The organism is Neisseria sp. P0022.S010 (genome assembly GCF_051956635.1).
The window spans coordinates 1-2,604 of the sequence record NZ_JBQCXF010000428.1; the positions used below are offsets into that span (position 1 = coordinate 1).

The 2,604-nt window shown below is 53.1% G+C and carries 3 protein-coding genes; 1 reads left to right on the forward strand and 2 read right to left on the reverse strand.

The genetic code is table 11. The annotated features are described in order from the left end of the window. Positions 1-215, forward strand: a 215-nt coding sequence (locus tag ACTHUT_RS17725) for an ACT domain-containing protein (RefSeq protein WP_440418783.1), incomplete at its 5' end; no start/stop codon positions are given. 79 nt (positions 216-294) lie between these two features. Here the strand turns inward: ACTHUT_RS17725 and ACTHUT_RS17730 are convergent. Continuing rightward, positions 295-735: a DNA polymerase III subunit chi gene (locus tag ACTHUT_RS17730; protein ID WP_049352710.1), complete on the reverse strand. Its 441-nt coding sequence runs from the start codon at positions 733-735 to the stop codon at positions 295-297. A gap of 37 nt (positions 736-772) precedes the next feature. After that, the coding region (locus ACTHUT_RS17735; protein WP_440419242.1) for a heavy metal translocating P-type ATPase at positions 773-2,604 on the reverse strand (1,832 nt) is incomplete at its 5' end.

Here is a 2,604-nt window from a genome sequence, read left to right on the forward strand (position 1 = left end):
ACGGCGACGACACCGTATGCAAAGTCTCCGCAGTCGGCTTGGGCATGCGTTCACACGTCGGCGTAGCCGCCAAAATCTTCCGCACCCTCGCAGAAGAAGGCATCAACATCCAAATGATTTCAACTTCCGAAATCAAAGTATCCGTCCTGATTGACGAAAAATACATGGAACTGGCTACCCGCGTTCTGCACAAAGCATTCGACTTGGGCAACTAATTCCAGCCAGTCAAAAAGGCCGTCTGAAACTTTATTGTTTCAGACGGCCTTTTATATTAAAACTTTGCTGTTTCAATACTCAATCCTTCCCTTCTCTCGAAAAATGCTCAATCTCAAATCCGCTCTGACGATAAGCTCGGAAACGGTCTCGGGCTTCGGCTAAATCTTCCAAGCTGTTGCCTACAATTTCAAGGATACGGTTTGGAATGGCCGGGGCTTGGCTCCAAAAATCGGCAGACAGGTTCAAAACCGTGCAATCTTGCGGAATATTCGGCAATGCGTTTCCAAACGCAAGCAATACCGGCGTTTCAGACGGCATGGGGTCGGTAGGCAGCCAGACTTCATGCGGAATAAAGCTTTCGGGAATCTGCTGCCATAAATCAACGTCTAGTTGCTGCACTGCCGCAGAAGAATCCGACCACACCAAAATCTGCCCGCCATCGCGTATGGCGCGCGCAATCAGGCGGCAGGCAAAGGCGGCCGGTTGGGCGACGTGTGTATAAAAAGTGGCTTTAGGCATGGCGTATTCTTTCGTTTGAGCAATGGATTTGCCGTTTTCAGACGGCCTTTTTGGTTTTCAACAATCTCAAGGCATTGCCCAACACCAGCAGCGAGCTGAAACTCATGCCGAGCGCGGCGATCCACGGGGTAACGTAACCAAACACGGCCAGCGGAACGGCAACCAGATTGTATGCGCTCGCCCAAGTCAGGTTTTGGCGGATGATTTGATGAGTGCGGCGTGCCTGTTCCATCATCACGGGCAAAACGTTCAAATCATCATTGAGCAAAACCACATCCGCACCGTCTCGCGCCACATCGGCACTCGTGGCCACAGCAGCCGATACATCGGCTTGGGCAAGGACGGGGGCATCGTTAATCCCGTCGCCGATCATCATGACTTTACGTCCTTGTTTTTGCAAATTTTCTACATAAGCCAGCTTGTCTTCAGGCGTGGCTTCGGCACGATAGGCATCCAAACCCAGCTCTTGCGCGACTTGGGCTACGGCAGCCTGACGGTCGCCGCTTAAAAGGTGCAGACGGATACCGTGTTGTTTCAGGTTTTGCAACATTTCAGCGGCGCTGTCTTTGATTTGGTCTTCCAATAAAAAGGCCGTCTGAAAACCGCTTTGATTGCCCAAGAAAATAATGCCGCCAGTGTGGTCGATATGGGCAAATGCTTCGGGCAGATGACCGGCTATTTCCGAAACAAACGCCGCTTTGCCCAAAGCCCAAACTTGGGTTTCGCCATCAAATTCGATTTGCGCACTGACGCCATGCCCAATACGGTTGACCCGTTGTTGCACTTTCACATCAAGCGCGGATACAGGGCCGTCTGAAAGCGTATGGTTCAAAATGGCACGGGCGATGGGGTGTTCGGATTGCTGTTCCAATGCTTGGGCAACAGCAAGGGCTTGGATTTCGTTCAGACGGCCTGCGTGCAACATACGGCTGACGGAAAGCTGCCCTTTGGTCAGCGTACCGGTTTTATCAAACACGACGTCGTCAATTTGGGCAAGCGTTTCCAGGCTTTGTTTGCCGCTGATGAGAATGCCGTCTTTGGCAAGCGCGCCGGTAGAAGCGGCCAGCGCGGTCGGGGTAGCGAGCGACAAGGCACACGGGCAGGTAATGACCAGCAGGGCAACGGTAATCCACAAAGCAGTGTGCGCGTCGGCATACCAAGCCCAGCCGATAAAAACGGGAATCGCAAGCAAAAGTTCGCCAAACACAAAACTGGACGCATATTTTTCGGCCAACTCGGCGGCACGCGGTTTTTGAGCCAGCGCGCGGTCGAGCAGTTTAACGATATGGGACAAACGCGTGTTGCCGCCGGTATGATCGGTGCGGATGATTAAAGGGCTGCTGGTGTTGAGTGTACCGGCGGTTACTTTTTCAGACGGCCTTTTCACGATGGGCAGGCTTTCGCCGGTCAACATGGCTTCGTTAACTTCGCTCTCACCGGACAAAACCGTACCGTCCACCGGAATGACTTCGCCGGGTTTCACAACAATCGTATCGCCGATATTGAGGCGGACGACTGCGGCTTCCTCGATGGCTTCGCTTTCAGGATAAGACGGCAAACGGTGGCAGAATGCCGGAACCAGTTTGACCAACCGCTCCGCCGCATCGCCTGCTTTGCGTCGGGCAATCTGTTCCATAAAACGCCCGCCCAACAGAAAAAACAGCAACATGGCAATGGATTCAAAATACATGCCCTGCCCTGCGTTGGTAGCCAGGCTGTAAATACCGGCGATAAAGGTCATCACAATGGCAATGGCAATCGGCGTATCCATGCCGACACGGCGGTTTTTCCAGTCGCGCCATGCGCCGCGGTAAAACGGCAACGCGCTGTAAAACACAACGGGCAACACCATCAAAAAGCCGCCCCAAT